Below are 240 nucleotides of genomic sequence, written 5' to 3'. Positions count from 1 at the left end.
GCGGCCAGTTTTTGCAGATTTTCCAGAATCAGTTCGTTGCCCACGCCGGTGTATTGGCGGTGCAGCGCGGAATCCATCTGCTTGATATCGGAAATCCATAAATCGGTATAGGGCAGAATCTTTTCCACCTGGGCCCAGGGGGCATGGAAGGTGGACTCGCAGCAGGTATGGAATCCCTCGGCCTTGCAGGCCCGGAACAGCGCCGCCACAAAATCGCTCTGCACCAGCGGATCGCCGCCC

The 240-nt window shown here is 58.3% G+C and carries 1 pseudogene; it reads right to left on the bottom strand.

Annotated features, from left to right (window positions below):
- Positions 1-240, bottom strand: a pseudogene (locus H6B10_RS16485) (radical SAM protein); the annotation flags it as partial.

This window comes from Gemmiger formicilis (genome assembly GCF_016901605.1).
In the GTDB taxonomy this organism is placed as follows: Bacteria; Bacillota; Clostridia; order Oscillospirales; family Ruminococcaceae; genus Gemmiger; species Gemmiger formicilis_B.
The sequence above is the reverse complement of the archived record's forward strand: the minus strand, read 5'-3'. Positions and strand labels throughout refer to the sequence as shown.